The sequence below is a fragment of the Chryseobacterium sp. genome (assembly GCF_045629545.1).
In the GTDB taxonomy this organism is placed as follows: Bacteria; Bacteroidota; Bacteroidia; order Flavobacteriales; family Weeksellaceae; genus Chryseobacterium.
The window spans coordinates 24,694-50,546 of record NZ_JAZQRK010000042.1 but is presented as its reverse complement, the minus strand read 5'-3'; the positions used below and the strand labels follow the sequence as shown (position 1 = coordinate 50,546).

Here is a 25,853-nt window from a genome sequence, read left to right as displayed (position 1 = left end):
ATTTTAAAGGCATTTATATGACTATCAAATAATTATATTTATAAACTCTATAAAGCAAAGAATCCGTCTCAAAAATGAGGCGGATTTTTTGTTTTATTATATATAACAGAAATTTCTTATTTAGCTTTAGTGTTCAAAGTGGTGTCGGCAATTTTAGATAAAAGCTCGTCACAATTTTTTTCTTCTTTTAAAGTGTCCAGTAGATTTTTTAGAGATATCTTTTCATCCAAAACTTTTGCATACGCAGCTAACGTTCCATAAGATGCAATTTCGTAATGCTCTATCTTTTGCGATGCAGCAATAATTCCGGCATCACGTACTGCGCCTGGGCTTGTTTCTTCCATAATACCTTCGCCTTCATCTAACAAACCTTGCATTGCATCACATTTTTTAGCTTGTGCCTTTAGCTTTAGAGATTTGAAATTATCTTCAAGACGTTTCACATGATTATCAGTTTCTACCATGTGGGCCTCAATTGCTTTTTTCAATTTTTCGTCAGTGGCATTTTTATGCATTTTTGGTAAAGCCTTCGTTAATGCTTTTTCTGCCCAATAGATATCCTTCATAGCATCTACAAATAGATCTCTTAAATCTTTTGCAGCATCTTTTTTTGCTGGAATTTTTTTTGCATTTGTAGCTGTTTTCGTAGTTGAAGACCCAGCTGATCTAGTAGAAGATTTGGTTTCTTTTTTTGTATTAGAAACCGCTTTCTTATCCGTAGAAGAGGTATTGCTTTTCTTAGCTGTAGTAGTCTTCTTTTCTTTCGCAGGAGTTTTCTTTTCTTTGTCTTCTACCTTTTTCTTTGCACTAGAATTAGTGTTTGATTTTTTCGCAGGAGTAGAAGTACCTGTTTTTTTTGAAGTTGAGCTTTTCGTAGCCATAGTAATTATTTTTGATTTAGTTTTAGTAATCAACCAAATATGATACCAATTATTATTAAATTCAATAAATATCATTTCTTAATTTTAACTTTAGATCGATGATCAAATCTATTTATTTCAAATTAAAATTCTATGTATTAATTGTATATAATAAAGCTACCTATTTTCTTATATTTGTTGATTATACAAAATATGGAGGCAAAACAAGACAAAAGGCTTTTTCTGATTGATGCGTATGCAATGATTTTTAGAGGATATTATGCACTAATAAGAAGTCCGCGAATTACAAGTTCGGGGATAGACACTTCTGCTATTTTTGGGTTTACCAACTCTCTTATTGAACTGATGAGGAGAGAAAAACCTACGCATTTAGCAGTAGTTTTTGATGTAGGAAGGGAAAATATAAGAACAGAATATTTCACAGATTATAAAGCCAATAGAAGTGATACGCCGGAAGCCATAAGACTTGCAATACCTTATATTCACAGAATCATTGATGCCATGCATATTCCCAATTTGGGATTGGAAGGCTATGAAGCCGATGATGTGATTGGTACAATCGCTTGTAAAGCTGAAAAAGAAGGGTATAACGTCTTTATGGTAACTCCAGATAAAGATTTTGCCCAATTGGTGACAGAGAATATTAAAATCTATAAACCTGCTTCAAAGGGTGGAGAAATAGAAATATTAGGCATAAATGAAGTGAATGCCAAATATGGGATAGAAGATCCCAAGCAAGTGATTGATTATCTAGCAATGATGGGCGATGCAGTAGATAACATCCCTGGTTTGGATGGAGTAGGAGAAAAGACGGCAATGAAATTCTTGAAAGAATATAAAAGCATTGAAAATCTTTTAGCAAATACCCACGAGCTAAAAGGAAAAATAAAAGAGAAAATAGAAGCTTCTGCAGAACGCGGAATTTTGTCTAAAAAATTAGCTACTATTATTTGTGATGTTCCTGTAGAATTTCATCAAGAGCAATATAATGTAGATACGCCAGATTTTACCAAAGTAAAAGAAGTTTTCGAGGAGATAGAATTCACAAGGTTGTATGAAAATCTGTATCGTGTTTTTGCGCCAACTTCACAGCCAGATTCTATTGTTTTGGAAAATAAAGCAATAGAAGAAAAATCATTAACATCAGAAGCTACACCAAAACAAAAAACTGCTCAGAATAATGGACAGTTGGATTTGTTTGCCAATTTTGAGGAATTAGATGATGCTACAACCTCCAAAACATCTATCACAGAAAATGATCACTTGTATCAATTTGTAGATAATAAAAAAGCGCAGAAAATTTTAGTTCAAAATTTATTACAGCAGAAAGCCGTTTGTTTTGATACAGAAACAACTTCTCTGAACGAACTAGAAGCCGAATTGGTAGGAATGAGTTTTTCTTACAAAAAAGGTCTTGCCTATTACATTCCTTTATCGGAGAATAGAGAAGAAGTTTTGGAAACTTTAGAAATATTCCGACCTTTTTTTGAGAAAGAAGATTTGCTAAAAATTGCTCATAATCTGAAATATGATTATAAAATACTACAACAGTATGATATCACCGTAAAAGGAGCCATGTTTGACACCATGATTGCTCATTATTTGCTAAATCCTGATGGTAGACATGGCATGGATTATCTTTCTGATGTATTTCTTAATTATAAGCCAGTTTCTATTGAAACAATTATTGGTAAAAAAGGGAAAAACCAAGGTACTTTTCGTGATGCAGATCTTAGAACGCAAACAGATTATGCGGCAGAAGATGCTGACGTAACGTACCAATTGTACGAACTTTTTGCTCCTCAATTAAAAAAAGAAAATTTAGAAAATCTTTTCTACACGATAGAAATGCCATTGATGGTTGTATTGGCAAAAATGGAATTAGAAGGTGTTTCTCTTGACGAAAAATGGCTAGCACAAGAAAGTATTGATCTAGAAAATGATCTTAGAAAATTGGAAGCTACTATTTTTGAAATGTCAGGGGAAGAATTTAATATGAACTCACCGAGACAATTGGGTGATATTTTGTTTGAAAAAATGCAACTAGATCCAAAAGCAAAAAAAACTAAAACGGGACAATATGCGACTGGTGAAGATATTCTACAAAAATTAGCCCCTAAAAACGAAATTATTCAGCATATTTTAGAGTACAGAACTTATCAAAAACTGAAATCTACCTATGTAGATGCATTGCCGTCTCAGATTGAGCAAAAAGACAATAGAGTTCATACCAATTTCTCACAAACAACCGCTGCAACAGGTCGTTTGGCGAGTGTAAATCCTAATTTACAGAATATTCCAATTCGTACGCTAAGAGGTCAACAAATACGTGGAGCTTTTGTTTCAGCAGAAGGCAAGAAGATTATTTCAGCCGATTATTCTCAGATAGAATTGCGATTAATTGCCGAACTTTCTGGTGAGGAAAATATGATAAAAGCTTTCCAAAATGGAGAAGATATTCACATTTCTACCGCTGCAAAATTGTTTAATGTACCTTTGGAAGATGTAACGAAAACGCAAAGAAGCCAAGCGAAAACGGTGAATTTCGGGATTATCTACGGGCAAAGTGCATTTGCTTTGGCAGAACAAACAGGATTGTCTAGGAGTGAAGCAAAAAAGATGATTGAATCTTATTTTGAAAACTTTCCAAAACTTAAAGCCTATATGGCGGAGCAAGTAGAGAAAGCTAAGGAGCAAGGCTATGTAGAAACCATTTTGGGTAGAAAACGTCATCTAAAAGATATAAATTCTGGAAATTTTGTAGTACGAGGTCATGCAGAAAGAAACGCAGTAAACGCTCCAGTACAAGGAAGTGCAGCTGATGTTGTAAAGTTGGCAATGATTAATATAGACAAGCAATTGCAAGAAAAAAATATGCAAACCAAAATGCTTCTCCAGGTGCATGATGAACTTTTGTTTGAGGCTCCAATAGAAGAAGTAGAATCTGCTACACAATTGATAAAAGAAGAAATGGAAAATGCCATAAAGACCAATGTACCACTTCTGGTGGAAGTAGGTGTAGGAAACAATTGGCTAGAGGCACACTAAAATTTAGCTTAAAAGAACAAAAAAAGGAACTCAAATTTTGGGTTCCTTTTTTTTTATGAATAGTTGATATTATTCTTCGTCTTCTTCCTCATCATATTTAGCCAACTCCTCATCGCACCATTTGAATGCAGCTTCTACAACTTTAGTAGCTTCATCTGCCATAGTTTCTTCATCGTCGCCTTCTAAATCATCTAGCCATTCTACTTCTTCTTCCTCAACATTCAATATGAATCTTGGATATTCTGTATGTACTACAAATAAATCTTCAGGAAATTCCGAATTGTCCGCTAATAAAAACTTTGGTAATTTCATTTTTTTTAATGTTTAAACTTTATCAAAGATAAATAAAATTATTGATATTTATTCTTGTCAATTTTAATTTTTTGTAAAACTTTATACCTTGTCAGCGTTGTGGGACGCAGAGTGTCTGATGCTTTATACGTTAGCGTAATTTGGGGATTTACCGTACTTAGGATTTCTGCAACTTGTATTTTTTCTAGATTTTCTTCTTTCACTACAAAAAACTGCAATGGGATTTTGTCTAACTTTTCTTTTTGTAAATATTCTGTAATAATTTTTCTGTTTTCTAGGTAATTTCCTTTGGATAACCAAGTGAAAACAAATCCTGAACACAAACTCAATGCGCCAATGACGAAAGTTTTATTCCCAAAATATTTTAGCAAAATTTGAAAATAAACCATCCAAATAGAAAGCAAAAAAGGAGAAAGCAATCTGTAGTCTAGAGGATTGATAGGATAAAAATATTGAATAAAATAAGAGCAAATAATCCCGCAAATCCCTATGTTCAGATAGAATAATTGAGTTTCGGATAGTTTGTTTTTAATAAAAAGAAATACCATCAGCAAAATATTAAGCAATCCCAAACCATAGATGGCAAAATTAACAATTCCACCATTTGGATTTGCCATGTGTATAAAAGGATTAAAAGCCGTTGTAATCCCTTGGACAAACTCTTTTAGTAATTCTGGTGTGGTATGTAGACCCGTTATCAGTGAATCTTTTATATAATTTTCGTTAAAATAATCGAGGTAAAATAATTTGAATAAAACAACGTAAGCCATCCCAATACTTCCTGCTAAAATGAAAGTTTTTCCAAACTTTTTCTTCCAAAATAGCAATCCAAATAAGCCTGTAGCGCCAATAATAAATAAAGAACTATATCTGATATTGTAAAGAATTATTAAGTTTAAAGCTAAATAAATGAAAGCTTTTGTGGAACTTAGTTTTTCTGTAATCGCCAAGTGCGCCAAATACAGTAATAAAAACACAAATGGCAATAATAACGCTTCGCTCATCGTGAAGGAGAATATGGAAACGTAGCTGAATAAAGAACAAACGAGAATAATTTCTCTTAGATAAAACTTCTTATAGTACGCGAAAAGTATGATGAAAAGAACAGCACAAATTCCGAGCGCTTTGCTTCCCCAAAATTCGTCCAATCCGAAAAAGGTAAAAAACTTAATCATCATAGGATAACCTGGCGGCGCCACCGTACTATCTATAGTTGGGAAAACGTGAGCAAACCTCATATAAACTATAGAATCTGGGTTTACACGTCCTTTTTCATTCATTAAAAAACGAAAAATGGTCATCACTATAGTAGTGATGACCATTGATATTTGGATATATTTTTCTTTAAAATTGATAGAGTAGATGCTCATTAGAGTTTAATTATAGCTTTTCGCCAAATTTATAACTAAAAACGCACAACTCAAATGGTAAAGAATTTATTTTGTAAACATTTTAGCTACTTTTTCAGCTTTTTTACTTTCAGAATAATCGTAGAAACCTTCACCAGACTTTACTCCCAATTTCCCTGCCATCACCATATTTACCAATAATGGATTTGGTGCATATTTAGGATTTTTGAAACCATCATACATTACATTCAAGATGGCAAGACAAACGTCTAGTCCGATGAAATCTGCCAATTGCAATGGTCCCATAGGATGCGCCATACCCAATTTCATTACTGTATCTATTTCTTCTACGCCCGCAACGCCGTTGTACAATGTTTCTATAGACTCATTAATCATGGGCATTAGAATTCTATTCGCTACGAAACCAGGATAATCATTCACTTCTACAGGGACTTTACCTAATGTTTGGCTCATATTGTATACCAAATCAAAAGTTTCTTCGGATGTAGAATAACCTTTAATGATCTCTACCAATTTCATGATAGGTACTGGGTTCATAAAGTGCATACCAATTACCTTGTCTGCTCTTTTAGTAGCTGCAGCAATTTTTGTGATAGAAATAGATGAAGTATTAGTAGACAAGATGCAATTTTCTGGAGCAAACTCATCCATTTGCCCAAATATTTTCAGTTTCAACTCTAAATTTTCAGTTGCAGCTTCCACAATAAGGTGAGCATCACTCACGGCATCCTTTAGAGTAGTGAATGTGGTAATATTACTTAGAGTTCCTTCTTTTTGCTCTTCTGTAAGATTGCCTTTTGCAATTATTCTGTCGAGATTGGTAGTGATGGTCTTTATTCCCTTATCCAAAGCTTCTTGCGATACATCTACCAAATTTACACTAAAACCACTTTGTGCAAAAGTATGTGCAATACCATTACCCATGGTTCCAGCCCCGATAACTACAATGTTTTTGATCATTTTTTCTTATTTAATTAAATTATTTTTAAAGAGTGCTACATTATTTTTATCCAACAATTCTTTTTTGGTAATGCTATAATTACCATCCAATGCTACAGATCCGTCTCTTCCTAGATTTCTTCTGTCATTCTGTTGCTGTATTACACGAGCTAGTCCGGATAAGAATTTTTTCTTTTTGGATTTAGATAAACAATCTAGCCCCAAAAATAAAGAATATTCCCCTTCTCTTCCTAGTCCACTTTGCTGATAAACTTCAATTGTATTGTTCTTGTTATTTTTCTGATATTCCTCTATATAATTCATTACTGGTTTTACAGAAGGAGTTCCACAACAAATACTAGAATATCCTATTGGGATAAAGCTTTTACTCTTCTGGGCGAAGATTATTGTGCAACAAAAGACCCCTATTATTAATGCTAATTTTTTCATTTTTTCTATTTAATTGTAAACCATGCAAATCTTAATCCATGAGCATGATTTTTTACTTTGTAAATTCATCCCAGACAGCCTTAGAGATATCGGCTACGATTCTAGTATTCGTCTCCTCGCTTTCCATCGAATCTGAAACGAAAACCGACAAAGCATAATGTTTTCCGTTGGGTAGTGTGATAATTCCGATGTCATTTTCTGCTACCGTCATGCCCTTTTCATCTTTTCCGGAAGATCCTGTTTTGTGCGCTACTGGCGTGCCTTTGGGCAATTGAGCTACGATTTTTGTTGCTCCGGTACTGGTTTCCAAAAGAATCTTCATCATTGTCGCGGTAGATTTTTTAGATAAAATTTTACCATCAAACAATTTTTTCAGGGCATCGTTAGCTGAAATAGCGGTAGTGGTATTCCAATACATAAATTCAAAACCCTTATGCATTTGTTTTTCATCCGCTTTTACCACGAAATCTTTAATCCCTTCTTTATCGATAAATTTCTGAATAGTTTCGGTTCCACCAATCATATTTATTAATAGATCTGTCCCAATATTATCACTATCAGCAATACTATATTTCAATAATTCGGCAAGGGTAAGCGTGATATTCCCATTCGGATATTTCTCTCGTATCGGGCTCCAAGTACCTTTTACCAAATCAGACTTTTTGATAAGGATTTTCTGGTTTAGATTCATTTTTCCTTGGTCTACCAAATCCAAGATTGTAAGTCCCAAATGGTATTTGAAAACACTAAGCATTGGAAGTTTTTTATCCCCATTGATGCTGATAGAATAGGGTTCTTCAAACTTTAAAACCGCTACACCCACGGTTGCTTTTTTATTTTCTATTAAATTGTTAATTTTCCCTTCTAGTACAGACTTTTGGGCCAGCACAAAGGTAGAAGCAAATAAGAATATGAAACTAATTTTTTTCATTTTATGTGAGTTGGTTTTAGTTCCGAAAGTTAAAATAATTTTATGAAACTAACGTAGTTCATAATAATTCAGGTTGAGACCACTATTTTCAAATACAAATCGAACTTTATTAATGCCTTTTTTTAAATTGATTTTTTTAAATGTTTTTGTTTTCCAATTCTCATTATCACCCGTAGCTGGAAATTCTAGAGTTTGCAAAACTTTATTATTTTCATCTACCAATCTTACTTTTGAAAGGTTTGGCGAGGAATATCGAATGGTAAGTTCATAGTTTTGCTCTTTCTTGGAGTTTAAAGTATATTGTAACCATTCATCAGATTCAGTTTTACCAACATAGTATTTGTTGGTAATTGCGTCTTTACAAGTATAAATATCTACACCATCGTTTCTCATTTTCTGACCCGAATTCCAATCAGATTTTTTCGCAGCATCACTTACCCATAAATCTTGATAATCTTTATCATAATAAGCTTCATTAATAGGCCCCAAATCATATTCGGTAAAGAAAATTCTGTCTGGAAGCATGTTATTTTTGAATGGCAGAGTCGTTTTTTCTTTGGTTTGTCTAAACATTGCATCAATAACATCTCTTTTTACTTCTACATTTTTAAATTTATAGAGATCTGCAATTTCCATCAAAATATCCGTAGCTTCCTTAGTAGAAGGTTTATTTTGCCCAGTTTTCCAATAATCTAATAATTTTTGATATCCAGGAGTTATTTTAACATTAGTAATGCCTGCAATATTATCTATCTTTTTCATAGGCCAAAAGGCATAGCCAATATTATTTTGATCTAGAAGTTGAATCAACTCAGTAAACCAAACATTAGAATTTTCGCCAGTTTCACCTAGCCAAATTGGAATGTTATATTTGTCTCTGAGTTCTAAAATTTCCTTCAGTGACTCATTATTATTAGTTGTCCAATATTTATGAAAACTCAATGCTAAGTTATCATCCCACAAGTCTCCCAAACCATTATAATTGTTTCCCCAGCCATTACCTTCTAAGAAAATAATATGCTTCTTATCAACTTCTCTTATGGCTTTAGTAATATCTTTTTGAAGTTTCCATAATGGTGTATTTTGCATTTCGTCTGTACCATTTGGATTATTTCCTGTGAAGTTAATATTGGGTTCGTTGATGAGATCATAACCTCCTATCCACGGTTCATCTTTATATCTTTCGGCTAATTTTTTCCATAGTGCAATAGTTTTATCTTTGTTTTCTTCACTATCCCACAAAGAAGGTTTGTTTTTATCATTATCAGAAATATTAGCATCGTTACCTTGCCCGCCAGGCGTTGCATGAAGATCTAAAATGAGATACATTTTATTTTCCTTACACCATTGTAGCAATTCATCAGTCATTTTAAAACCTTCTTTAAGCCATGTGTTTTTACCCTTTATAGGTTCTTTTTCAATAGGAAGTGTATACAAATTGTAGTGCATCGGCAAACGGACAGAATTAAAACCTGCTTTTGATAGAAATTCAATATCATCTTTTGTAATGCCATTTTTCAGATAGGCTTTGTAAAATTTTTCCATGCCTTCTGTACCTATTACTTCTGCAATTTTATTTTTTATCTGATACTGAGGACCTGCAAAATCTCCAGTTTTCAGCATATAGCCTTCTTGGAGCATCCAACCCCCAAGTCCTAAACCTCGGAGCTGAACGTTTTCCCCTTTATCATTTACAATCTCTTTATCATTTGTTTTTAAAAGCTGACCAGTCCCAAATTGAGACAATAAAAGTCCGGATAGTAGGATTAATTTTTTCATAGTAACTAAATTTTGTGAAGTGATGGGATATTTATTAAGTATATTAAACTTTACAATTTATACATATTTTATTATTTGAAACAAAAAAAACGGGAATTTCTCCCGTTTGATTGTATTTCGATAGTAAATACAATTACGCCTGATTGATCAATTTCATAATTTGCAAAGCCACTTTCAAAGCTTCTGTTCCGTCTTCCAGAGATACTTCTACGGTTTTATGTTCTAAGATTGCATCAGCAAAAGAATTCAGCTCATCCAAAATAGCATTATTAGGTTGGATATTCGGATATTCGAATAAAATTTGATTTTTTTCGCCTTCCGCATTCTCAATAATCATATCATAAGGAGTTGGATTTTCTGGCGCATCTTTCATGCGGATGACTTCTGCTTTTTTCTCTAAGAAATCTACAGAAATATAAGCGTCCTTCTGGAAGAATCTGCTTTTCCGCATCGCCTTCATAGAAATTCTAGAAGTGGTAAGGTTAGCAACGCATCCATTTTCAAATTCTATTCTTGCATTGGCAATATCTGGAGTTTTACTCACTACGCAAACGCCACTTGCATGGATATTTTTTACTTTAGATTTTACCACACTAAGGAGTATGTCCAAATCATGTATCATTAAATCTAATACTACAGATACATCCGTCCCACGAGGGTTGAACTCTGCCAAACGATGGATTTCTATAAACATTGGATTTTGTATATAATCCTTTGCTCCTATAAATGCTGGGTTATACCTTTCTACATGACCTACTTGAGCTTTTATCCCATTCTCTTGGCATTTTTGCAATATCTCTTGTGCTTGTTCTAGCGTATGCGTTACAGGTTTTTCTATGAAAAAATGAAGTCCTTTTTCTATTGCTTTCATTGCGTAATCGTAATGATATAGAGTAGGAGTTACTATATCCAACATTTGGATTTGAGATAATAATTCTTCCAGATTCTCAAAATATTTGTAGCCGAATTCAGCTTCCAATTTTTTTCCGTTTTCTGCATCTTTATCATGGAAACCAATAAATTCATATTTATCGGATTGATTCAGAAGTTTAAGATGTATTTTTCCCAAATGTCCGGCACCTACCAAACCAGCTTTCAACATACTTTCTATTTTTTGGTAAAGATAAGAATTAGATGCCAATTGTAAACCAACACTTCTGTGACATAATGCATGAAAAATCTATTGCGCAAAATCTTTTTTGTAAGATCTATTTATTATTTTTGCGTCATGCATGATTCGTTTGTACATAAAGGAAAGAGAAAAATATTAGTAGACTATCTTAGAAATAAAATAGGTATTTCTGATGAGAATGTACTTTCTGCAATGAACATTGTTCCTAGACATTTGTTTATAGAAAGTATTTTTGAGGATTACGCTTATGAGGATCGGGCATTTCCTATACTGGCGCATCAAACTATATCGCACCCTTCTACCGTTGCAGAGCAATCTGAATTGCTGATGGTTCAACCTGGCGATAAGATTTTAGAAATTGGTACCGGCTGCGGATATCAGACAGCTGTACTAATAGCACTAAAAGGATTGGTGTATACCGTAGAGAGACAAAAAGATTTGTTCGATTATTCTAAAAATAAATTGCGTGAGCTTAATATGTATCCCAAATTTCAAAGTTTTGGAGATGGTTTTGCGGGGCTTCCAACATTTGCTCCTTTTGATAAAGTAATTGTAACTTGTGGGGCTTCAGTTTTACCAGTAGAACTTCTAAAACAACTGAAAGTAGGTGGAATAATGGTAATTCCGTTGGGTCCAACGGATGAGCAAGTACTGTACAGATTTACCAAGATTTCACCTACAGAGATAGAAAAAGAAGAGTTTGGAGCGTACAAATTTGTTCCTATGTTGGGCAGTACCAATCAATAATCAACAAAACAACACATGAAGGTTTTTGTTACCAATCCAATTCCTGAGAACGGAATAAAGTTATTAGAAGAAGCTCAATTTGAAATTATTCAAGGGTATAATGATACTACTGCTTCCGATTGGGAAAAATATTGTTCTCAGGCTGATGTATTATTGAATGTAGGGTACGCTCAGTTTAACCAAAAATTTTTTAATCAATTTAAAAATATCAAAGCTATTGCATTGTATTCTGTAGGTTTTGATAGTGTAGATGTTACTCAAGCCAATCAGCATCATATTCCTGTTGGTAATACACCCGATGTTCTAAGCAAAGCAACTTCTGATATTTCATTCTTATTGATGCAATCTGTTTCTAGGTTTATCACTTACAATATAGAAAAAGTGAAAAACGGAACTTGGGATAACTTTGATGCTTTAGAATCTATTGGGCAAGAATTGTATGGCAAAACCATTGGGATTTTTGGATTAGGTAGAATAGGTTTCGAGATGGCCAAAAAATGCAAATACGCATTTGATATGAAGGTGATTTATCATAATAGAAACAGAAATCTTCAAGCTGAACAAGATTTGGGCGCAGAATATGTTACTTTCGATGATCTAATCGCTGAAAGTGATGTGCTAAGTGTTCACGCCAATTTTACCAAAGAAAAAGCAGGAATTTTCAATAAAGAAGTTTTCGATAAAATGAAATCTACTGCAATTTTCATCAATACTGCGAGAGGTGGTTTCCATAATGAAGAAGATTTGTATCAGGCTTTAGTTGAGAAGAAAATTTGGGGTACAGGTTTGGATGTGAGCAATCCAGAACCAATGTCGCCCAATAATCCTTTGCTTTCTTTGCCTAATGTTTGCGTGCTTCCTCATATAGGTTCGGCAACGGTAGATGCTAGAGAAGGCATGGCGAGAAGAGCTGCAGAAAACTTAATTGCTTTTTCGAAATCTGAAAAGATGCCCTATTGCATTAACCCAGAAGTGTATGCCTAGTAAACAATTCAATACATATAATTATATTTAAATTCCCCTCTAGTGCAGGGGAATTTTTTATGGAGTCCTAATTATTTTATTATCTTTAAAACCAGAAATAAATAATCAGTTTTATGACTTTTCAAGACCAAATCCAACAGGGAATCCCTACACAATTACCCAATCCCAAATTATACGATGCAACCATTAATCATGCGCCAAAACGTAAAGAAATATTAACGGAAGAAGAGAAAGTTTTAGCTTTAAAAAATGCTTTGCGTTATTTCGATCCGAAATTCCACGCAGAATTATTGCCAGAATTTCGAGAAGAATTAGAAAAGTATGGAAGGATTTATATGTACCGTTTTCGTCCAGATTATGAGATGAAAGCAAGAAATATTGCAGAGTATCCAGGGAAATCTCTGCAAGCGAAAGCAATCATGATGATGATTCAGAATAATCTAGATTATGCTGTTGCCCAACATCCACACGAACTTATTACTTATGGTGGTAATGGTGCTGTTTTTAGCAATTGGGCGCAATATCTATTGACCATGCAATATCTCTCTGAAATGACCGACGAGCAGACACTTACCATGTATTCTGGACATCCGATGGGTTTGTTTCCGTCTCATAAAGATGCTCCAAGAGTGGTAGTGACTAATGGTATGGTAATCCCGAATTATTCTAAACCAGATGATTGGGAAAAATTCAATGCATTGGGTGTTTCTCAATATGGTCAGATGACGGCTGGAAGCTATATGTATATTGGTCCACAAGGTATTGTTCATGGGACAACAATTACTGTTCTGAATGCATTCAGAAAAATAAATAAAGCGCCAAAAGGAGGATTGTTTGTAACTTCTGGTTTGGGTGGAATGTCTGGAGCGCAGCCTAAAGCAGGAAATATTGCAGGTTGTATTACCGTTTGTGCTGAGGTAAATCCTAAGATTACTAAAATTCGTCATGAGCAAAAATGGGTGAACGAAATTCATGAAAACCTTGATGATTTGGTAGTAAGAGTAAGACAAGCGCAAGAAGCCAATGAAACGGTTTCCTTAGCTTATTTAGGCAATATTGTTGAGGTTTGGGAGAAATTCGATGAAGTGAATTTGAGGATAGATATTGGGTCAGATCAAACTTCTTTGCATAATCCGTGGGCTGGCGGTTATTATCCTGTAGCACAAACCTTCGAAGAGTCGAATGTGATGATGGCTGAAAATCCTGAATTGTTTAAACAAAAAATACAAGAAACATTAAGAAGACACGCAAAAGCTATCAATAGACATACTGAAAAAGGAACGTATTTCTTCGATTACGGAAATGCGTTTCTTTTGGAAGCAAGTAGAGCAGGAGCAGATGTAATGTCAGAAAGTCCAAGCTTAGGAAGAGAATTTAAATTCCCAAGCTATGTGCAAGATATTATGGGACCCATGTGTTTCGATTATGGATTTGGGCCTTTCCGTTGGGTTTGTGCATCTAATAAACCTGAAGATTTGCATAAAACGGATGCTATAGCTTGTGAAGTTTTAGAAGAAATGATAAAAAATTCGCCTTCCGAAATCCAACAGCAGATGCAAGATAATATTACATGGATAAAAGGTGCACAGCAAAACAATCTAGTGGTAGGTTCTCAAGCGAGAATTTTATATGCTGATGCAGAAGGTAGGATGAAAATCGCCGAGGCTTTTAATAACGCGATTAGAGCGCATAAAATTGGTCCCGTAGTATTGGGTAGAGATCATCATGATGTTTCGGGTACCGATTCTCCTTACCGTGAAACTTCAAATATCTACGATGGATCACGTTTTACAGCAGATATGGCAATACAAAATGTTATTGGAGATAGCTTCCGTGGGGCAACTTGGGTATCCATTCATAATGGCGGTGGTATAGGTTGGGGTGAAGTAATCAATGGTGGTTTCGGGATGCTTCTTGATGGAAGTGACGATGCCGATAGACGACTAAAATCTATGCTATTTTGGGATGTGAACAATGGGATTTCTAGAAGATCTTGGGCAAGAAATGAAGGTGCAGTTTTCGCAATCAAAAGAGCGATGGAAGCCGAACCGAACCTAAAAGTCACTCTTCCTAATTTTGTGAACGAAGATTTATTTTAAATGAAAATTCTTGATTTCAAAGAATCAAAAAAAGGATTTCAAATTCTTGATGAAAATAAAAAAACAGTCGGAGAGTTTGTCTATGGATACATTACGGGATGGAATGAGAAATTGATCATCGAAGTTAAAATTTACACGTTGCATTATCAAGGATTTTTATGGAAGGATGTGTACATTTTAGATCAATTTAAAAATAAAATATTACAACTGGATTTCGATAAAAACAGGATTTTTTATTATGGTGAATCTACAGAGATTTATCAATATAAAATTAAAGATGGTTTATCTTCTCAATTTCAAATATTCAACAATGTAGAGACATTAGTAAATGTGGGGGTTCAATCTGGTTTTCTAAAAACAAAATATACGATTGAGGTAAGCGAGAATTAAAAAATCCTTTGCTTATCTTGATAGCTTTAAAGCTTTCAATGAGAGATTGATTTTTTTTTAAATTGTTATCCACCCCGTCTTCTCCTTTTAGTCGAATCCACCCCTCCTTTGGAGGGGAATTTCTAGCATTAAGAATCTAAAAGAGGAGTAGACTAGTCTTGTAAATTAAATTTATTTTAAATTAAATTTCGTCATCAATCCAACCTTTTTGTTTCGTACTGCATCTTTATATAAAAAGACCATTATGAAAATTACCATACCCAATGCTTGTTATGAAAACTGGGATGCAATGTCTCCAGACGAAAAAGGGAAATTTTGCACAGTATGTTCTAAGAAAGTAACCGATTTTAGAAACGATTCTGACGAAGAAATTATTAGTTTTATAGAGTCTACAGAAGAAAATATTTGTGGCACTTTCTCCGAAAATCAGTTGGGTAAAAATCTTCATCATTCTTATATCAATTCTTTGTTTACCAAATTTGCAGTTGGCTTTTTTCTTACATCAGGGGGTGTAATTACAGCTAATGCTCAGCAAAAACAAGAAATATGTAAACCTGTTGCAAGACCTCTGATCATGGGGAAAATGGTGGCGATAAAAAAACCTAAACCTGCAATACAACAAAATAATGGTAGGCTTTTGGGAGAAACTGTTGCGGAGAACCGCAATATTGATACGCCATTGTACTTTTTGAATGGAGTAGAAGTGAGTGAAAAGATGGTAAAAAACTTAAAACCTGACGCGATAAAGAAAATGATAGTTTGGACACCCGAAGCTGCAATGGCTAAATATGGTGTAAGAGCCAAAAATGGAGCAGTAATTATAAAAACCGAATAGAAAAATTAATATAGTTTTTTTAATATTTTGTATTGATGAAGTCTACCTTGGGTAGGCTTTTTTATGGTTTTTTCTTAAAGATGGAAGAAATTGATGTTAAATGATATATATTTGACAATATGAGTTGAGAAATATTTAATAATACATGAGTATTTAATTCAAATTAATAAAATACTTTAAAAGTAAAACAGCTGCGTCATTCATGCCATTAAGAGAAAAAGATTTTTTGGAAAAGATAGAAAAGCACAAAGGTGTTATTTTTAAAATTTCCAAAATGTATATGGATAACTTCGATGACCAAAATGATCTCTACCAAGAAATCATCTATCAAGCGTGGAAATCGTATTCGGATTTTCAGGGTAAAAGTCAGTTTTCTACATGGCTCTACCGAACGGCACTTAATACAGCGATTTTATTCTTGAAAAGACAAAAGAGAAGGCAATCTTTAGAGATACATCACAGCGATGCTATTGTAATATCACAAGATTCTTATAACGAGCAAGATGATCTCAATATGAAAAAAATGTATCAGGCGATACATCAATTGAGTCCCATAGATAAAGCACTTATCTTTTATTTTTTAGAAGATTTCCCCGGCAAAGAGATTGCTATCCAACTCGGTATCACAGAGGTGAATGCGCGTGTTAAACTAAACCGAGCGAAGCAAAAACTGAAAGAAATAATACAAACGCAAGAAACTAACTGATCCCAATATAAGCATTATGGAACTTGATCAAATGAAAAATCTTTGGAACAAAGACAAAGGAAATACGCCACCAGAAATATCGTTAGAGGAGCAAATGCAAATACATTCTCCATTAGAGATGATACGCATTAATATGAAGACCGAATTTTGGCTCATGATCTTCACGCTACCATTACTATTTTATGGATTTCCAACAGCCACAGGAGATTATAATGTGAGGGTAATTGCTTCATTCCAGATTGTACTCTCACTCTGTTTTATCATCTATTTTTATTCTAGATTTGTAAAGTTGTATAAACTGCTAGGAAAGAAAAGCACTAATACCAACTACGATTTGTTTACACTAAAAACGCAGCTCCTCATCTCCAAAGAAATTTATATATCGTATTATATTTCTTATATTCCACTTGCTTTTATTATTAGTTTAATTCAAATAGGGTTTCATTTTGATAAAGATTATCACATGACCTTATTTGCAGTGAGTCTCTTGATTTCTATCTTACTTATATGTTTTATTATTAAATATTGGGTGCATTATATGTACGGTAAATATATCAAAGAAGTAGTAAATCTTATAGAAGAGTTAAATGGCGTAGAAGGAATGCCTATCGTTGCAAAAAATAAGACTTGGTTTGAAAAATCTCAAGATTACTTGATGGGAAAATATGGATTTCGAGGCAATATCATCAATACTGTAGTTTGGTTTGTGATGATGTATTTCGTATTTCTAGCATGTTTAGCGGTAGTCTTTACCCTAATTATTCTAGCAGGAGTTTTGTGCAATCTTATTGATATCAATGCTTTTAATAAGGCGATGCAGAGTTTAGATTAAATTATCTAGTATTATTTTTATTTTATTTAATTTTTTATTACAAATTAATGTAACATTTTTGATTTGAGGTTACTAACTGATAAAATCAAATCAATTTTAAATGAAAAAATCATTAACATTTGTAAAACTTTTATCTTTTGTGGTAAGTGTAGCTTTTATCCCAAGTTTGGGGAAAGCGCAAACTAAAACTACTACAAAAACTGAAACCACTCTAAATAATTATCCTACCATTACCAAAACTTCTGACATGAATAATTTTTATGCGAGTTTTGAAGGAACTAATATTACTCAAGAAAAATTAGCATCTCATTTTTCTAAGTGGTTTAAGACAAATAATGAACACAGTTTGAAATTTGTTGATGCTACAACAGACGATTTGGGTTTCAAAAGGTCAGAATATCAACATTATTACAAAGATGTTTTGGTAGCTGATGAGAGAGTATTTGTTCATGAGAAAGAAGGTAGAGTTACTTATGTTAACGGTGAATACTCTGATAACATTAACCTTACAATTGTTCAACCTCCAAGTAAAACAGAAGTTGAAGATATTATAAAAAGGGATATGAACGCCGCAGATGTTACCTTTTCCGATTTCAAACAAGTGGTAGTAAAAGCTTACGTTGATGAGGGAGTGGAGCTTCGTCTAGCAAGTCAGATAAATGCATTGTCACTTAAAAATATCAAAGGATACTTGTATTACATTGATAATACGTCTAAACAGATCGTTAAAAAGCTGAGTACTATTCAACAGCATAATTATACTCCCCAGCTAAAGATTGGAGCTATTAGTGAACCACTATATCCAAATCTGGAAGTTTTCAAAAGTCCATTGATAGATGCTCCCTCTACGAGTACTACTTACTTTAAGGGAAATCAAAATATTACTGTAGACTCTTATAATGGAAGCTACCGCCTAAAAGATAATGCAAGAAATATCCACACTAGAAATGGAGCAGGATGGGATGGGTCCGCAAACCTAGCAACTGGTGAGCTTACTGGTACTATTACAGAATACACAAGTTCAACATCAAATTTTACTGAAGTAGTAACAAAGCCAGCGGTAGAAGTACATTGGGCGATGAAGATTGCAAAAGATTACTATATCAGTAGACACAACAGAAATAGCTATGATGGTAATGGATCTGTTATAAGAAATTACTATGATGTCAATTTCGGAAGTGCCGCTGAACCTTCTGGTGCAAACGCTGCCGCAGTAGATACACAAGGCATTGTAGCTATGGTATATGGCAATGGTTTTTTTGCAAATTCTAATGCACCTTCCACCAACATTAATGCCTTTTATCCTTTTGTTGGGATAGATGTAGCAGGACACGAATATTCTCACCTTATCGTAAGCAGAACAGCTAATTTGGCGTATCAGAAAGAATCGGGAGCACTTAATGAATCTTTTGCAGATATGTTTGGGGCTGCAATAGAATTTTATTCTGGCATTACACCAAATTGGAATATCGGCGAAGGACTTTGTAATCCAGCTTACATTTCTACCAACTACCTTAGAAGTATGTCTAATCCTAATGCTGGTCCTGCACCCATATCTGGCCAGCAACCAGACACGTATCTTACCGGAACGTATTGGCAAAACGCTTCTAGTACTTGTACACCTATAAGTGATGGGAATGATCCCAATTACAATGATTCTTGTGGAGTACATACCAATAGTGGAGTAGGGAACTTTTGGTTTTATCTTTTGTCAGTGGGTGGCTCTGGAACAAATGATAGTGGAATTTCTTATAACGTAACAGGGATCACTATACAGAAAGCCGAAAAAATTGCGTACAGAACATTGGCTACTTATCTTACTTCTAATAGTGCCTATATCAATGCATACAATTCTAGCAAACAGGCAGCGATAGATTTAAATGGTGCCGGATCTAACGAATTACAACAAGTGGAAAATGCATGGTGTGCCGTAGGATTGGGAAATTGTGCAAGCCTTTTGGACGTGAATGAAAGTACAAAAGCGGAACAAAATGACTTCAAGATCTATCCAAATCCTATTAAAAATGGACAATTTACTATAGAAAACCATAGTAAAGATGCAACTTTTGAAATCTATGATCTATCGGGTAAAATCATAAAAACGGCAGAAAAACTATTAAACGGTAAAAATGAGGTTCAAATAATCGGCACAACTGCAGGAGTGTATATGGTAAAAATTCAAGCTGATGGTAAGACGATAACAAAAAAAATTATCAATAAATAATTTGTAATCCATATTAAATTTTAAAATACATAAAACACACAACTGAACACTTATTATTTTCGAATGGGTTCCGATAACATTAGTTATTGGAATCCTTTTTTTGAATCTCTTTTAGATTGTATATGATCAATCACCCAATCCAATACCTTATCTTTTTTCTGTATTCGGTCTTGCAAGTTTTCTTTAATCTCAATATCAGGAATTACTCCTTTCAATGTATTGGTAAAATGGATATCAGGTTGTACTAAAACCAAACCAATAGGCAAATCTATTTTTGAATGAGGTAAAACTTGATAAGAGTAAAATCCAGCTACTGTACCATCATTTGCACCGCCTGTTTCTTCACCTACCAAGGTTGCTCTTTTATCATACTTAAGTTTTGATGCAATAATAGAAGATGCAGAAAAACTACCTCCGTTGATGAGAACAAATATATTACCTTTGTAAGAATTAGATCGAGGAGAAGTAGGCTTTGAGGCTTTTATTTTGTAATAATAGTTACCATCTTTACCTCTATAAGAACTAAATAGATGAGCAAAGAAAAATCCAGGGTAAGATATAGTTTTCAACATATACGCTATACTGCTGCTTTTTCTGAAATAGTTGGTTTTTAGTGGGCTGGTGGATGAGGTAATTTTCGCAGGTTTTATCAGTGTAAAAGGTTCTGCAGCAATATACGTATACAAGTTGTGAATCTCTGCTAGAGAGCCTCCATAATTATTTCTAATATCTATCACTAAATATTCTGATTTTGAATTTCTAATTTTTTTGAAACTTTCTTTATAAAATTGTTTAGAATAAGTGGAAGAAAAACTACTTATTTTAATATAAGCAATTGTGCTATCTTGATCCAAATATTTGAAATTTCTATTATAAGAATCCGACGAAAACACATAGTCATTAATCTTTTTATTTGAAGTTCTTTTTTTTGCTAATCGGTCCTTTGTAAGATCTTTACCAGTTTTATTTTCTCTTCTTAGATTTACTATTTTCACCTCGTCTTTATACTTTGTCTTGAGTTGCACACTATCCAAAAGACCGTGTTCTACAGTATAAAAATTAAAAAAAACATCTTTCAGAAAATAAGGTTTAAAGGTTGTATTATATCCATCACTACTGATTAATTGATTGTATTTTATTATATCTTCATCAACAGGTACATCATTGATGGACAGTATTTCAGTGCCTGGTTTTATACTCTGTAAAGAATCCTTATTTTTTTCGACAAACATCCTATTGTTCTCAATATAGTAATCCAGCCTTGTGAAAAGTCCTTTGGTATCCTTCATTTTGTCTAAGTATTTTTTGCTGTATTTTTTATCAGGTATTCTTAGCGTTAGATGACCTTCTTTTATCTGAGAAATCACAGGTTGCAGCTTAAAATAAAACTGTATTGGCGTAAGTGGCTTATCAATGGTGCTTTTTAAACTATCAAATTTAAAATCTAGGTCTTTTTTGGAAATATACCAGTACAAATTGGGATGAAGCTGTTGCAGTTTTTTAGAGGCAAAATCTATATCAGATTTAATTTCATCTGGCTGAATATAGGTTTTTCGTTGTCTATTAATGGTGTTAACAGACATACAAGAAGTGATAAAAATAACAGATAATATAGATACAAAATGTTTCAATGGAGTAATTCTTCAAAATAAATCCGTAAATGTATTTATAATTTTTAATAAAAAGTAAATTTTGTATAAATACGTCCTACTAAATAGTCACTTATATTTTCAGCAAGTGTATTCAAATTAAATTACTAAAATGATCTACGGCTTTATAATAATACTCTTATTGGTTGTTGCAACCTATTTTCTTACCACCTTGGAGGTGTATGGTGCCTCTCCCAATGGAAAAAGATTGGAAAGAATAAAGGCAGCAGGAAATTTTAAGAATAATGAATTTCAGAATCAAAGTTTTACACCACAATTATCTGAGGGATATTCTTTGCCCAAAGTGATGCTCCATTTTTTATTGGCAACAAAAAATACAATGCTGAAACCACTCTCTCCAATTCCTACTGTTAATACGAATTTGAAATCATTACCAAGAGATGAAAATATATATATTTGGCTTGGTCATTCCTCATATTATTTGCAAATCGATGGAGTTTCCTTTCTCATAGATCCCGTATTAAGTAATTACGGATCTCCATTTAAATTTTTTAATAAAGCTTTTGAAGGATCACATTTATACAAGCCTGAAGATATGCCAGACATAGATTATCTGATCATCACACACGATCATTATGATCACCTGGATTTCCCTACTGTAAGAGAGATTAAAAATAAAGTTAAAAAAGTAGTATTGCCATTAGGAGTAGGAGCGCATTTTGAAAAATGGGGCTATCAATCTGATCAACTTTTGGAGGAAAATTGGGGAACTACCCTTACTTTATCTAATCAAATTAAAATTACCTTTACTCCTGCAAGACATTTTTCGGGAAGAAAATGGAATCGAAATAATACGCTTTGGACCTCTTATGTTCTAGAGAGCCAATCACAAAAAATATTTTTGGGTGGGGATAGTGGATATGATACCCATTTCAAAAAAATTGGTGAACAATATGGACCATTTGACTTTGCAATTTTGGAGAACGGACAGTACAATGAGGCTTGGAAATACATCCATGCAATGCCTGAAAATATGGTATCTATCTGTCAAGATTTAAAGGCTAAAAATATTATACCCGTACATTTTGGTAAATTTGCGCTGGCGCATCATGCGTGGAATGAGCCGCTTCAAAATATTACCGACTTTGGAAAGTTATACCATCTAGCCATATTAACGCCTAAAATTGGCGAAGTGATGTATCTAGATAATACGCCTCAATTTTTCGAATATTGGTGGAATAATTAGTTTATTCGTGCCAAATACCTTTATATCTTTTAGGATGATTTTCTAGCTGCTGATGTACAAATTCACATTCAGGATCAATCATCAGGTTGTTGTCTTCTGCATAGCTTACCAACTCGTCTAGTAGAATTTTCGCATAACCCTTCCCTTCCAAGTCTGGGTCTATCTTTGTGTAATGCACATTGATCAATCTCCCATCAATAGCAATTGACATATATCCAACTTTTTTACCATTTAGATGGAGTTGTAATTCATCTTGGTAAGGTGATAGTACAAATTTTATATTTTCCATAGTCCCTGATTTTAATAATTATAGTAGGTTCTTAAACTTAAATTTACAATAATTCTACATTCAAACTGAAAAAAAATTAAATATTTCATAATTTGTATTGTGTTTAAATTATAGATGTTTACAAATTCTCGTATAATTTAATATTCATTTAACATAAAATAAAATACTTTCTAAGTAATTTAGAATATTCACTACTATTTAATAAAAAATAAATGTCATAGATTTTGTTTATACAACTATGTAATATTTATAGTTTTAAACTATTTAAAATATTATTAAATGTGATTGATAATCAAACTCAAATTGTTAATAAATCGCTAGTTTTGAATAAAAGTAATCAAATTAAATATATAAATATGTCAGATTCAGGAAAATGCCCTTTTAATCACGTAGAAAATATGCCTCCTCAAAATGATCCTAACCAAGGAGAAACTATACACAGTGCTAACGAATCTTCGGATACTGTAGATAATTCTGGTAGTGGAAAGTGCCCTGTAATACATGGAGGTTTAACCTCTAATAATGAGTCTGTAATGGACTGGTGGCCCAATGCTCTGAATTTAGACATCCTTTCTCAGCATGATTCCAAAACAAATCCGTTAGGACCGGATTATAATTATAAAGAAGAATTTGCAAAATTGGATTTGGAAGCTGTAAAAAGCGATATAAAAAATCTATTGACAGATAGCCAAGATTGGTGGCCAGCCGATTGGGGTAACTATGTAGGGATGTTTGTGAGAACAGCTTGGCACATGGCAGGAAGTTACAGAGCAATGGACGGACGTGGCGGTGGAAATACAGGAAATCAACGTTTTGCACCACTAAACTCTTGGCCAGATAACGTAAATACTGATAAAGGTCGTCGTTTGTTATGGCCGATTAAAAAAAAATATGGAAACAAAATCTCTTGGGCAGATTTAATTATGTTGGCAGGAACAGTTGCTTACGAAGGTGTGGGTCTTAAAACATTTGGATTTGCTGGCGGACGAAAAGATATTTGGCACCCAGAAAAAGATGTGTATTGGGGATCTGAAAAAGAATGGTTGGCTGCTACAGAAAATAGATATAAATCTGATGATAATCGTGAGTCGTTGGACAATCCTTTAGCTGCAGTGCAAATGGGGCTTATCTATGTAAATCCCGAAGGGGTAGATGGTAACCCAGATCCTCTAAGGACTGCACAAGATATGCGTGTTACCTTCAAAAGAATGGGTATGGACGATGAGGAAACGGTAGCACTTACAGCTGGTGGACATACCATTGGTAAAGCACACGGTAATGGTGATGCATCGCTGCTTGGAGGTGACCCAGAAGAGGCAGATGTAGACCAACAAGGTCTGGGATGGCAAAACCCTCAAGGTACAGGAAATGCTGGGTATACCGTAGTTTCAGGTATTGAAGGAGCGTGGACAACCAATCCTACGCGTTGGGATAACGAGTTTTTAACCTTATTGTTTAAATATGATTGGGAACTAAGAAGATCTCCTGCTGGAGCTCAGCAATGGGAGCCTATCAATATATCTGAGGAAGATAAACCTGCAGATTCTCATAATCCTAATGTAAAGCGTAATCCAATAATGACCGATGCTGATATGGCATTGAAAATGGACACTGAGTACAGAAAAATATCAGAGAAATTCTTAGCAGATCCTGCTTATTTCTCAGATGTTTTTGCAAGAGCTTGGTTCAAATTAACGCACAGAGATTTAGGTCCAAAATCAAGATATTTAGGAGCAGATGTTCCTGCTGAAGATTTAATCTGGCAAGATCCAATTCCAACGGTTGATTATACTTTATCTGATGCTGAAGTAGCAGATTTAAAGCAAACATTACTAAACTCTGGTTTATCAACAGCCGAATTAATTAATACGGCTTGGGATTCTGCAAGAACTTACAGAGGTTCTGATTACAGAGGTGGAGCAAACGGATCTAGGATTAGATTAGTGCCACAAAGAAATTGGGTTGCTAACGAGCCAGAAAGATTAAATAAAGTTTTAGCAAAATTAGAAGAAATCCAAGCTGGTTTGACGAAGAAAGTTTCTATTGCAGACCTTATCGTTTTAGGCGGTTCTGCAGCAGTAGAAAAAGCAGCTCAAGCAGCGGGTGTAAGCATTACAGTTCCTTTTGCTGCGGGTAGAGGAGATGCAACTCAAGAACAAACTGATGTTGAGTCTTTCGAATATCTAGAGCCTTTATATGATGGTTTCAGAAACTTCCTTAAAGCAGATTATTCGGTTAAAGGAGAAGAATTATTGCTAGATAGAGCACAATTAATGGGACTTACAGCTCCAGAAATGACAGTTCTAATTGGTGGTATGAGAGTTCTTGGAACTAATTATGCTGGAACTAAGCACGGCGTTTTCACAGATAAAGAAGGTGTTTTAACTAATGATTTCTTTGTGAATTTAACGGATATGTCTAACAAATGGATTCCGACTGGTTCTAACGCTTATAATATTGTAGATCGCCAATCTGGTGCTACAAAATGGACAGCAACAAGGGTGGATTTGGTATTCGGATCTAATTCTATCTTAAGAGCTTATGCTGAAGTTTATGCACAGGATGATAGCAAAGAGAAATTTGTTAAAGATTTCGTAGCTGCTTGGACTAAAGTAATGAACGCTGACCGTTACGACTTAAAATAAAATAAAAAATAATATAAAATTTAGACTTACTATCAAAAATAGTAAGTCTTTTTTTGTAACAATAAGTTATATTACATACTAACTAAGTATTAATAATAAAAAATAATTTTATGAAAAGTACTTGGAAATCAAATTACCAAAATAATGAGATAAAGATTATTAATTCGTGGTTCAAAGGAGAAAAACTTTATGTAAATGATATCCTTCAAGATGAAAAAATTAGTTTGGTATCTTCTACTTTAAATGGGCATATCTTGGGTAAGGACAATCAGAAAATCAATATAAAAGCTAATTTAGGAGGCTTTTTTAGTGTAGAATGTTCTTTGTATGTGAACGACGAAAAAATAGAAATTATAAAAATAGTTTAAAATAAAGCCTTTCAGTAGTAGTCTGAAAGGCTTTTT

General features: G+C 33.8%; 22 protein-coding genes. 12 read left to right on the top strand and 10 right to left on the bottom strand.

Going from position 1 to position 25,853, the window contains the following annotated elements; genetic code table 11:
• Positions 1 to 116: 116 nt before the first annotated feature.
• A complete protein-coding gene (locus tag ACKI42_RS09760) occupies positions 117 to 881 on the bottom strand; it encodes a DUF892 family protein (protein WP_407404883.1) in 765 nt (254 codons plus the stop codon).
• Between the two features lie 192 nt (positions 882 to 1,073).
• On the opposite strand from ACKI42_RS09760, the gene polA reads away from it, so the two are divergent.
• Positions 1,074 to 3,929, top strand: coding sequence for a DNA polymerase I (gene polA, locus ACKI42_RS09755; protein WP_407404881.1), 2,856 nt, complete (start codon positions 1,074 to 1,076; stop codon positions 3,927 to 3,929).
• Between the two features lie 69 nt (positions 3,930 to 3,998).
• Here the strand turns inward: polA and ACKI42_RS09750 are convergent, their stop codons facing one another.
• The 7 genes from ACKI42_RS09750 to ACKI42_RS09720 all read right to left on the bottom strand — a co-directional run bounded on the left by ACKI42_RS09750 (position 3,999) and on the right by ACKI42_RS09720 (position 10,812).
• Positions 3,999 to 4,241, bottom strand: a complete 243-nt coding sequence (locus ACKI42_RS09750) for a hypothetical protein (protein ID WP_267402570.1) — start codon at positions 4,239 to 4,241, stop codon at positions 3,999 to 4,001.
• A 38-nt stretch (positions 4,242 to 4,279) separates the two neighbouring features.
• Positions 4,280 to 5,611 (bottom strand): hypothetical protein, encoded by a 1,332-nt coding sequence (locus tag ACKI42_RS09745; RefSeq protein WP_407404879.1) that lies wholly within the window; start codon positions 5,609 to 5,611, stop codon positions 4,280 to 4,282.
• Positions 5,612 to 5,677: 66 nt separating this feature from the next.
• Positions 5,678 to 6,568 carry a 3-hydroxybutyryl-CoA dehydrogenase gene (locus tag ACKI42_RS09740; RefSeq protein ID WP_407405132.1) on the bottom strand — a complete coding sequence of 297 codons (891 nt, stop codon included), beginning with the start codon at positions 6,566 to 6,568 and terminating at the stop codon, positions 5,678 to 5,680.
• A 9-nt stretch (positions 6,569 to 6,577) separates the two neighbouring features.
• Entirely contained in the window at positions 6,578 to 7,000 is a 423-nt protein-coding gene (locus ACKI42_RS09735) for a hypothetical protein (RefSeq protein WP_407404877.1), read from the bottom strand.
• A 52-nt stretch (positions 7,001 to 7,052) separates the two neighbouring features.
• Entirely contained in the window at positions 7,053 to 7,931 is an 879-nt protein-coding gene (gene bla / locus ACKI42_RS09730; RefSeq protein WP_407404875.1) for a class A beta-lactamase, subclass A2, read from the bottom strand.
• 48 nt (positions 7,932 to 7,979) lie between these two features.
• Positions 7,980 to 9,710, bottom strand: a complete 1,731-nt coding sequence (locus ACKI42_RS09725; RefSeq protein ID WP_407404873.1) for a cellulase family glycosylhydrolase — start codon at positions 9,708 to 9,710, stop codon at positions 7,980 to 7,982.
• 133 nt (positions 9,711 to 9,843) lie between these two features.
• The gene (locus tag ACKI42_RS09720) at positions 9,844 to 10,812 is read right to left on the bottom strand and encodes a Gfo/Idh/MocA family protein (RefSeq protein ID WP_407404871.1); all 969 of its coding nucleotides are present in this window, start codon (positions 10,810 to 10,812) and stop codon (positions 9,844 to 9,846) included.
• A gap of 126 nt (positions 10,813 to 10,938) precedes the next feature.
• On the opposite strand from ACKI42_RS09720, the gene ACKI42_RS09715 reads away from it, so the two are divergent.
• The 8 genes from ACKI42_RS09715 to ACKI42_RS09680 all read left to right on the top strand — a co-directional run bounded on the left by ACKI42_RS09715 (position 10,939) and on the right by ACKI42_RS09680 (position 19,659).
• Complete coding sequence (locus tag ACKI42_RS09715) at positions 10,939 to 11,589, top strand: protein-L-isoaspartate(D-aspartate) O-methyltransferase (protein ID WP_407404869.1); 651 nt, start codon at positions 10,939 to 10,941, stop codon at positions 11,587 to 11,589.
• A gap of 15 nt (positions 11,590 to 11,604) precedes the next feature.
• Complete coding sequence (locus ACKI42_RS09710; protein ID WP_407404867.1) at positions 11,605 to 12,573, top strand: 2-hydroxyacid dehydrogenase; 969 nt, start codon at positions 11,605 to 11,607, stop codon at positions 12,571 to 12,573.
• 113 nt (positions 12,574 to 12,686) lie between these two features.
• The gene (locus tag ACKI42_RS09705) at positions 12,687 to 14,672 is read left to right on the top strand and encodes a urocanate hydratase (protein WP_407404865.1); all 1,986 of its coding nucleotides are present in this window, start codon (positions 12,687 to 12,689) and stop codon (positions 14,670 to 14,672) included.
• Positions 14,673 to 15,062 (top strand): hypothetical protein, encoded by a 390-nt coding sequence (locus tag ACKI42_RS09700; RefSeq protein ID WP_407404863.1) that lies wholly within the window; start codon positions 14,673 to 14,675, stop codon positions 15,060 to 15,062.
• Positions 15,063 to 15,306: 244 nt separating this feature from the next.
• Positions 15,307 to 15,897 (top strand): hypothetical protein, encoded by a 591-nt coding sequence (locus ACKI42_RS09695; protein WP_407404861.1) that lies wholly within the window; start codon positions 15,307 to 15,309, stop codon positions 15,895 to 15,897.
• A gap of 202 nt (positions 15,898 to 16,099) precedes the next feature.
• Positions 16,100 to 16,603: an RNA polymerase sigma factor gene (locus tag ACKI42_RS09690; protein ID WP_407404859.1), complete on the top strand. Its 504-nt coding sequence runs from the start codon at positions 16,100 to 16,102 to the stop codon at positions 16,601 to 16,603.
• 16 nt (positions 16,604 to 16,619) lie between these two features.
• A complete protein-coding gene (locus ACKI42_RS09685) occupies positions 16,620 to 17,435 on the top strand; it encodes a hypothetical protein (protein WP_407404857.1) in 816 nt (271 codons plus the stop codon).
• A gap of 100 nt (positions 17,436 to 17,535) precedes the next feature.
• Positions 17,536 to 19,659, top strand: a complete 2,124-nt coding sequence (locus ACKI42_RS09680; RefSeq protein ID WP_407404855.1) for a M4 family metallopeptidase — start codon at positions 17,536 to 17,538, stop codon at positions 19,657 to 19,659.
• Between the two features lie 83 nt (positions 19,660 to 19,742).
• On the opposite strand, the gene ACKI42_RS09675 is transcribed toward ACKI42_RS09680, so the two are convergent.
• The gene (locus tag ACKI42_RS09675) at positions 19,743 to 21,242 is read right to left on the bottom strand and encodes a S41 family peptidase (RefSeq protein WP_407404853.1); all 1,500 of its coding nucleotides are present in this window, start codon (positions 21,240 to 21,242) and stop codon (positions 19,743 to 19,745) included.
• Between the two features lie 178 nt (positions 21,243 to 21,420).
• Between ACKI42_RS09675 and ACKI42_RS09670 the strand changes: the two genes are divergently transcribed.
• Complete coding sequence (locus tag ACKI42_RS09670) at positions 21,421 to 22,515, top strand: MBL fold metallo-hydrolase (protein ID WP_407404851.1); 1,095 nt, start codon at positions 21,421 to 21,423, stop codon at positions 22,513 to 22,515.
• A gap of 1 nt (position 22,516) precedes the next feature.
• On the opposite strand, the gene ACKI42_RS09665 is transcribed toward ACKI42_RS09670, so the two are convergent.
• On the bottom strand, positions 22,517 to 22,804 hold the full coding sequence (locus ACKI42_RS09665; protein WP_407404849.1) for a GNAT family N-acetyltransferase: 288 nt from the start codon (positions 22,802 to 22,804) through the stop codon (positions 22,517 to 22,519).
• Positions 22,805 to 23,160: 356 nt separating this feature from the next.
• On the opposite strand from ACKI42_RS09665, the gene katG reads away from it, so the two are divergent.
• Together katG and ACKI42_RS09655 are read left to right on the top strand one after the other, a co-directional pair.
• Positions 23,161 to 25,449, top strand: a complete 2,289-nt coding sequence (katG, locus tag ACKI42_RS09660) for a catalase/peroxidase HPI (RefSeq protein ID WP_407404847.1) — start codon at positions 23,161 to 23,163, stop codon at positions 25,447 to 25,449.
• A 110-nt stretch (positions 25,450 to 25,559) separates the two neighbouring features.
• Entirely contained in the window at positions 25,560 to 25,817 is a 258-nt protein-coding gene (locus ACKI42_RS09655; RefSeq protein WP_407404845.1) for a hypothetical protein, read from the top strand.
• Positions 25,818 to 25,853: the final 36 nt, after the last annotated feature.

Excerpts from the sequence above, each read along its gene's own strand:
- ACKI42_RS09700 (WP_407404863.1), top strand. The coding sequence starts at position 14,673 with ATGAAAATTCTTGATTTCAAAGAATCAAAAAAAGGATTTCAAATTCTT.
- ACKI42_RS09670 (WP_407404851.1), top strand. The coding sequence starts at position 21,421 with ATGATCTACGGCTTTATAATAATACTCTTATTGGTTGTTGCAACCTAT.
- ACKI42_RS09675 (WP_407404853.1), bottom strand. The coding sequence starts at position 21,242 with ATGTCTGTTAACACCATTAATAGACAACGAAAAACCTATATTCAGCCA.
- ACKI42_RS09710 (WP_407404867.1), top strand. The coding sequence starts at position 11,605 with ATGAAGGTTTTTGTTACCAATCCAATTCCTGAGAACGGAATAAAGTTA.
- ACKI42_RS09680 (WP_407404855.1), top strand. The coding sequence starts at position 17,536 with ATGAAAAAATCATTAACATTTGTAAAACTTTTATCTTTTGTGGTAAGT.
- ACKI42_RS09685 (WP_407404857.1), top strand. The coding sequence starts at position 16,620 with ATGGAACTTGATCAAATGAAAAATCTTTGGAACAAAGACAAAGGAAAT.
- ACKI42_RS09720 (WP_407404871.1), bottom strand. The coding sequence starts at position 10,812 with ATGTTGAAAGCTGGTTTGGTAGGTGCCGGACATTTGGGAAAAATACAT.
- ACKI42_RS09705 (WP_407404865.1), top strand. The coding sequence starts at position 12,687 with ATGACTTTTCAAGACCAAATCCAACAGGGAATCCCTACACAATTACCC.
- ACKI42_RS09715 (WP_407404869.1), top strand. The coding sequence starts at position 10,939 with ATGCATGATTCGTTTGTACATAAAGGAAAGAGAAAAATATTAGTAGAC.
- bla (WP_407404875.1), bottom strand. The coding sequence starts at position 7,931 with ATGAAAAAAATTAGTTTCATATTCTTATTTGCTTCTACCTTTGTGCTG.
- katG (WP_407404847.1), top strand. The coding sequence starts at position 23,161 with ATGTCAGATTCAGGAAAATGCCCTTTTAATCACGTAGAAAATATGCCT.
- ACKI42_RS09695 (WP_407404861.1), top strand. The coding sequence starts at position 15,307 with ATGAAAATTACCATACCCAATGCTTGTTATGAAAACTGGGATGCAATG.
- ACKI42_RS09745 (WP_407404879.1), bottom strand. The coding sequence starts at position 5,611 with ATGAGCATCTACTCTATCAATTTTAAAGAAAAATATATCCAAATATCA.
- ACKI42_RS09690 (WP_407404859.1), top strand. The coding sequence starts at position 16,100 with ATGCCATTAAGAGAAAAAGATTTTTTGGAAAAGATAGAAAAGCACAAA.
- polA (WP_407404881.1), top strand. The coding sequence starts at position 1,074 with ATGGAGGCAAAACAAGACAAAAGGCTTTTTCTGATTGATGCGTATGCA.
- ACKI42_RS09655 (WP_407404845.1), top strand. The coding sequence starts at position 25,560 with ATGAAAAGTACTTGGAAATCAAATTACCAAAATAATGAGATAAAGATT.
- ACKI42_RS09760 (WP_407404883.1), bottom strand. The coding sequence starts at position 881 with ATGGCTACGAAAAGCTCAACTTCAAAAAAAACAGGTACTTCTACTCCT.
- ACKI42_RS09750 (WP_267402570.1), bottom strand. The coding sequence starts at position 4,241 with ATGAAATTACCAAAGTTTTTATTAGCGGACAATTCGGAATTTCCTGAA.
- ACKI42_RS09735 (WP_407404877.1), bottom strand. The coding sequence starts at position 7,000 with ATGAAAAAATTAGCATTAATAATAGGGGTCTTTTGTTGCACAATAATC.
- ACKI42_RS09665 (WP_407404849.1), bottom strand. The coding sequence starts at position 22,804 with ATGGAAAATATAAAATTTGTACTATCACCTTACCAAGATGAATTACAA.
- ACKI42_RS09725 (WP_407404873.1), bottom strand. The coding sequence starts at position 9,710 with ATGAAAAAATTAATCCTACTATCCGGACTTTTATTGTCTCAATTTGGG.